The organism is Deinococcus rhizophilus (assembly GCF_030271215.1).
Classification (GTDB): Bacteria; Deinococcota; Deinococci; order Deinococcales; family Deinococcaceae; genus Deinococcus; species Deinococcus rhizophilus.
In genome coordinates, this window is sequence record NZ_JASNGB010000195.1 from 1 (window position 1) to 5,326 (window position 5,326).

Here is a 5,326-nt window from a genome sequence, read left to right on the forward strand (position 1 = left end):
GGGAGTTGGCCCAGGCCCTCGCCCGCGAACTCGGGGCGCTGGACGCCGACCTCGCGGCGGGGGACCCGGAACGGCCGCTGGCGGGGTACCTCCACGTCTCGGGCACGCCGCTGCCCGATCCGGCGCGGCCCGACCTCCCCAGCCGCCTGCTCGCCCGGCTGACCCAACCCGGCGCGAGGGGACGGAGGTGAAACGGCCCGATCTCGCCCGCGCCTACCGGCTCACGGCGCTGGGCTTTTTCGGGTACAAGGCCGCGACCCTGCTCGTCAACGCGCTGACCTACCCCCGGCTGCGGCCCCGGCCCCTGCCTCCGGAGCGGCCCCGCGTGTCGCTGCTGGTGCCTGCGCGGAACGAGGCCCACAACCTGCCGCACACGCTGCCGGGCCTGCTCGCGCAGGGGGCGGAGGAGGTGCTGGTCCTCGACGACGGCAGCACCGACGGGACCGCCGGAATCGCGGCGCGGCTGGGAGCACGGGTGCTGGCGGGTGACCCTCTACCCCCCGGCTGGCACGGCAAGCCCTGGGCCTGTCAGCAACTGGGGGCGGCGGCGCGGGGCGAAGTGCTGGTCTTCACCGACGCGGACGTGCAGTGGCACCCCGGAGCCCTGGGCGCCGTGCTGCACGAGTTCGGCCGCTCGGGGGCCGACTTCCTGAGCGTCTATCCCCGGCAGCGCAACGTGACGCCCGGCGAGCGGCTGCTCACCCCGCTGGTGGACGCCGCGCTGCTGACCTTTCTGCCGCATCCGCTGCTGCGCTTGCCGCACCACGCCGCCGCCGCCGCCAACGGGCAACTGATCGTGCTGCGGCGCGAGGCGTACCGTCGGGTGGGCGGGCACGCGCTGGTGCGCTCGGAACTGCTGGAGGACGTGGCCTTTGCCAGCCGGGTCAAGGCGCGGGGCGGGTGGCTGGGGCTGGCGCTGGGCCGGGAGGTCCTGAGCGTGCGGATGTACCGCAGTTACCCCGACTCGGTGGCGGGCTTCGGGAAGAACGCGGGCTCCTTTCACGGGCGCTCGCGGGCGCTGCTGGCCGCCTCGCTGGGGTGGCACCTCGCGGCGTACACGCTGCCGTGGCTGCTGCCGGGCCGCGTGCGCGGGGTGTGGCCGCTGCGCCTCGCGGGGCTGGCCGAGCGCACGGCGGTCAACCTCCTGACCGGGCGACGCAGGCCCGCCGACCTCGCCGAAGGATTGCTCGCGCCCCTGACACCGCTGCTGGCGCTGCCCGTGTATCGTCGGGCCATGCGGCGCAAGGTGGCCTGGAAGGGCCGGGAATACGAACAGTGAGAACCTATGCCGCGTCTCCCGGCAGGAGCTTATGAGCCCCCGCATCCGGCACATCGCCGTTCTCGGGGCGGGCTTCGCGGGCCTTGCGGCGGCGCTGCGCTTGGCACAGGCCGGGGCCAGGGTCACCGTGCTGGACGCCCTGGAACGGCCCGGCGGCAAGGCAGCGCTGGGCTACGAGGACTTTTCCAGCGGTCCCACCGTCGTCACCATGCCGCAGGTCTTCCGGGGCCTGCACGCCCGGCTGGGGCTGGAGTTGCCCCCGCTGGAACCCGCCCGCCCCACCACGACCTATCACGCGCTGTCGGGCCGCACCTTCGCGCCCCAGGCCCTGCACGTGGCCGGGAGCCTGGAGCCGACGCTAGCGCAGCTCTCCCCGCCGGAGGCCCGCGACTATGCCCGGCTGCTGGGGGCCGCCCGGCAGATGTACGAAGACGCCGCGCCCACCTTCATCTTCGGGCCGCCGCCGGGCCGCGCCGCGCTCGCCCGCTACGCCCTCACGCGGGGGCACCGGGCCGCGCCGACGCAGAGCCTGGCCCGCCTCGTGCGCAGTGGCCCCTTTCTCACCCCCTTCTGGCTGCGCTTCGCCACCTACCTGGGGGCCGACCCCTACCGCGCTCCCGCCGTCCTGCACAACATCTCCTGGGTGGAACTGGGCTACGGGGTCTGGCATCTGGAGGGGGGGCTGGGGGCGCTCGCCGGGCGGCTGCACGGGCGGGCGGCGGCGCTGGGGGTGCGCTTCGAGTTCGGCACGCGGATCAAGCTTCTGAGCGCCCACGGCGGGCAGGTGCTGGGCGCCCACACCAGCCGGGGAGCCTTCGCCGCCGACGCCTGGGTCAGCGCGGCCGACCGGGCCCTCACGCGCGGGTGGCTGGGGCTCCCGGCCGACCCCGCCCCGCGCGGCCTGAGCGGCTTTGCCCTGCAACTGCGGCTCTCGGAAAACCGGGGCCATGCCCACCACATCTTCTGGCCCGCCGCGTATGCCCAGGAGTGGCGCGACATCCGCGCCGGGCGGCTGCCGGGAGACCCCACCCTCTACCTGCACCTCGACGGCGACCGGGCCTTCCTGCTCGTCAACGCGCCGCCGCGCCCGGAGGCTGCCGGGAAGGCGCAGGAGTACGGCGAGTTCCTGCTGCGCCAGCTTCAGGCCCGCTTCCCGCTGGAGGTCTCGGCATGGCGGCCCCTCTCCCCCGCCGACTACGCCCGCACCGGGGTGGGGGGAGCGCTGTACGGGCAGGCGCCGCACGGCCTGACCGGGAGCCTGCGCCCCGGCTGGACGCTGCCCGGGGCACGGAATCTGGTGCAGGTGGGCGGCACGGTGCATCCGGGTGGAGGGGTGCCGCTGTCGCTGCTCTCGGGCTGGAACGGGGCCGGACGGCTGCTGGGCCTGCCCTACGACGACCTCGGTGGCCGGGACGTGCCCGGCGAGGGGGAAACGTGGCCCGGCTGACCCCCCTCGCGGCCCTGCCCGAACCCCCGCCCCGCCCCGGCTCCGGCCACCTGCAGGACTGGGCGCGGGCACCGCTGCCGCTGCTGGAGGAGGGAGCGCGGCGGGCGCGGGACGGCGGCGGGAGCCTCTTCCGGCTGCGGCTGGGCCTTCCGGCGGTGCTGGGTTTCAGTCCGGAGTGGAACCGCCGGGTGCTGACCGACCTGGGAACCTTTCGCAGCGCGGGCACCTTTCCGCGCCTGGTGCCTTTCATTGCGGGCGGCATCGTCCTGACCGATGCGCCGGGGCACCGCGCCCGCCGGGGGGTGCTGAATCCGGCGTTCGGCCGATCAGAGCTGGAGGCCCTGCGCGAGCGGGTCCGCCTCGCCCGGCCCCCCGTCCCCACGGGCGAGTTCGACGCACTGGAGTGGGCCGACCGCGCCGTGCTGCGGATGCTGAACGCGGCCTATTTCAGCGGCGAGTTTCCGGAAGACCTGCTGCACGCCTTTCTCGCCCCGCTGCGGCGGCCCTTTCCGTCTCCGGCGCTGCCCCGGCCCCGGCTCTTTGCCCGCGTCCGGGCCGAGCTGGAGTGGCTGGCCCTGCGGCGACGGGCGGCAGGCAGCGGGGACGACCTCCTCGGGGTCCTCGCTCCCCTTCCCGGCGGGCTGGAGGAGGTGCGCATCAGCCTCGCCGCCGCCCACGACACCACCACGCACGCGCTGGCCTGGACGATGTGGCACCTCGCCCGGCATCCGCAGTGGCACACGCGGGAGGGCCACCCCGCTGCCCTGAAAGAAACCCTGCGCCTGTACCCCCCCGGTTGGATGGGCAGCCGCCGCCTGGGGGCAGAGCTGGAGTGGGACGGCACGCACCTCCCGCGCGGCACGCTGGTCCTCTACAGCCCCTACGTCAGTGCCCGCGACCCAGAGCGCTGGGAGGCCCCCGGCGAGTTCCGGCCCCAGCGCTGGCAGAAGCCGCCCCCGGCCTGGACCTACCTGCCCTTTGGCGGCGGCGAGCGCATCTGCCTGGGGATGCACCTCGCGCACCTGATCATCCTGGAAGCGCTCGCCGCGTTGCCCCCACTCGCGCCTGTGGGCGACGACCCCGTGCCCTGGGCCGGAGTGACGCTGGGGCCGGTGGGACCGGTGCGGGTGCGGCCGGCCGGGGAGTCGGCGCCGTGACCTGCCCCGGAATGGCCCGGTTGAGGTTGACGCATCCTGCATACCGCGCTACCTTGGTTCTATCACCGCCCGAGGAGGCGGCTTTTTTTGGCTCCGTTCAGGTGGTCTGCCCGCGCTAGCCTGAGCGAATGAGCCTCCCCGCTGAGCCCACACCTCCCCCTGCGCCGGAGTCCGGGCCGCTGCATCCGGTGACCGTGGGGGACCGTTCGCCGTTGCCCGACGTGCTGCGGGGGCTGGCACTGCTGGGCATCCTGGTCGTCAACGTGCAGGACTTCGCGGGCTTCCGCGAGTGGACGCAGACGGGCGTGGACCGCGCAGTGCAGGTCCTCACCGACATCTTCTTCAACGGGCGTTCCATCAGCCTGTTCGCCATGCTGTTCGGCTGGGGGGCGGCGGGGCTGCTGACCCGGCACGGTTCAGGTCTCCTGACCCGGCGGCTGCTCGTGCTGCTGGGACTCGGCACCCTGCACGGCGTACTGGTGTGGCACGGCGACATCATCTCCAACTACGCGCCGCTGGCGCTGGTCCTGCTGGTCACGGTGCGCCTCTCCATGCGGGCGCTGCTCGGCCTCGCCGGGGTGCTGGGGGGTTACTGGCTGGTGTCGGGCGTGATGCTGGCCCTCGTTTACTGGACGAGTCCCCGCGTCCGTACCCCAGGGCTCCCCGACCTCGCTCCGGGCATGACCTACGTGGAGGTGGTGGGCGGGCGGGCGGCCACTTTCCTCGACGACCTGATCGGGGGCAGCCTCTACAACGGCCCGTGGCTGATCGCTCTGTTTCTGCTGGGGGCAGCGGCGCAGCGCAGCGGCCTGCTGACCCGCCCGCACGAGCACCGACCGCTGCTGCGCCGCATGATGGTCTGGGGGCTGGGGTTGGGGCTGCCGCTGGGGGCCTTGCTCGCGTGGCTGAACACCCAGAGTGGGCTCGCCGCTGGGCTGATCGCCATTCCGGTCCGCATGGGCGGCGGCATCGCCAGTGCGCTGGGCTATGTGGGAGTGCTGGGGCTGCTCGCTGCGCGAGACCGTCTGGGCCCCCTGCGGGCCTTCGCCGCCAGCGGGCGCGTCGCCCTGACGAACTACGTCCTACAGAGCCTGGTGATGACCACAGTCTTTTACCCCTACGCCGGGGCACAGTTTGGCCGCTGGGGAGCTGCTCCCGCCGTGGTACTGGCCCTGGGGGTGGCTCTCGCCCAGCTTCCCCTCAGCGGTTGGATGTTGCGGACGTGGGGCACTGGGCCACTGGAAAGGTTGGTGCGGACGCTGGTATATGCCAGGCGGCGCCAAAGGACCAACTGAAAAGGGGACCGACGCCCATGGATGTCGCTCCCTCTCATTTCAATGGAAAACACCCCGAGCCAGATGACCCGGGGTGTATTCGCATCGCTGGTGCGTGACGTGACCTATAGAAAGGAGGTGATCCAACCGCACCTTCCGGTACAGTTAC

Annotated in this window: 4 protein-coding genes and 1 pseudogene; all 5 read left to right on the forward strand. The window is 73.4% G+C overall.

Annotated elements, in window-relative coordinates; all coding sequences use genetic code 11:
• Positions 1-191 (forward strand): annotated as a pseudogene (locus QOL99_RS14775) (hypothetical protein); the annotation flags it as partial.
• Complete coding sequence (locus QOL99_RS14780; protein ID WP_285524945.1) at positions 188-1,279, forward strand: glycosyltransferase; 1,092 nt, start codon at positions 188-190, stop codon at positions 1,277-1,279. The pseudogene QOL99_RS14775 and the gene QOL99_RS14780, both read left to right, overlap by 4 nt.
• 31 nt (positions 1,280-1,310) lie before the next feature.
• Positions 1,311-2,726 (forward strand): phytoene desaturase family protein, encoded by a 1,416-nt coding sequence (locus QOL99_RS14785; protein WP_285524947.1) that lies wholly within the window; start codon positions 1,311-1,313, stop codon positions 2,724-2,726.
• The gene (locus QOL99_RS14790) at positions 2,714-3,883 is read left to right on the forward strand and encodes a cytochrome P450 (protein ID WP_285524948.1); all 1,170 of its coding nucleotides are present in this window, start codon (positions 2,714-2,716) and stop codon (positions 3,881-3,883) included. Before QOL99_RS14785 ends, QOL99_RS14790 begins: the two co-directional genes overlap by 13 nt.
• A gap of 128 nt (positions 3,884-4,011) precedes the next feature.
• The gene (locus QOL99_RS14795; protein ID WP_285524950.1) at positions 4,012-5,178 is read left to right on the forward strand and encodes a DUF418 domain-containing protein; all 1,167 of its coding nucleotides are present in this window, start codon (positions 4,012-4,014) and stop codon (positions 5,176-5,178) included.
• The last annotated feature ends 148 nt before the right edge of the window (positions 5,179-5,326 follow it).

Excerpts from the sequence above, each read along its gene's own strand:
- QOL99_RS14785 (WP_285524947.1), top strand. The coding sequence starts at position 1,311 with ATGAGCCCCCGCATCCGGCACATCGCCGTTCTCGGGGCGGGCTTCGCG.
- QOL99_RS14795 (WP_285524950.1), top strand. The coding sequence starts at position 4,012 with ATGAGCCTCCCCGCTGAGCCCACACCTCCCCCTGCGCCGGAGTCCGGG.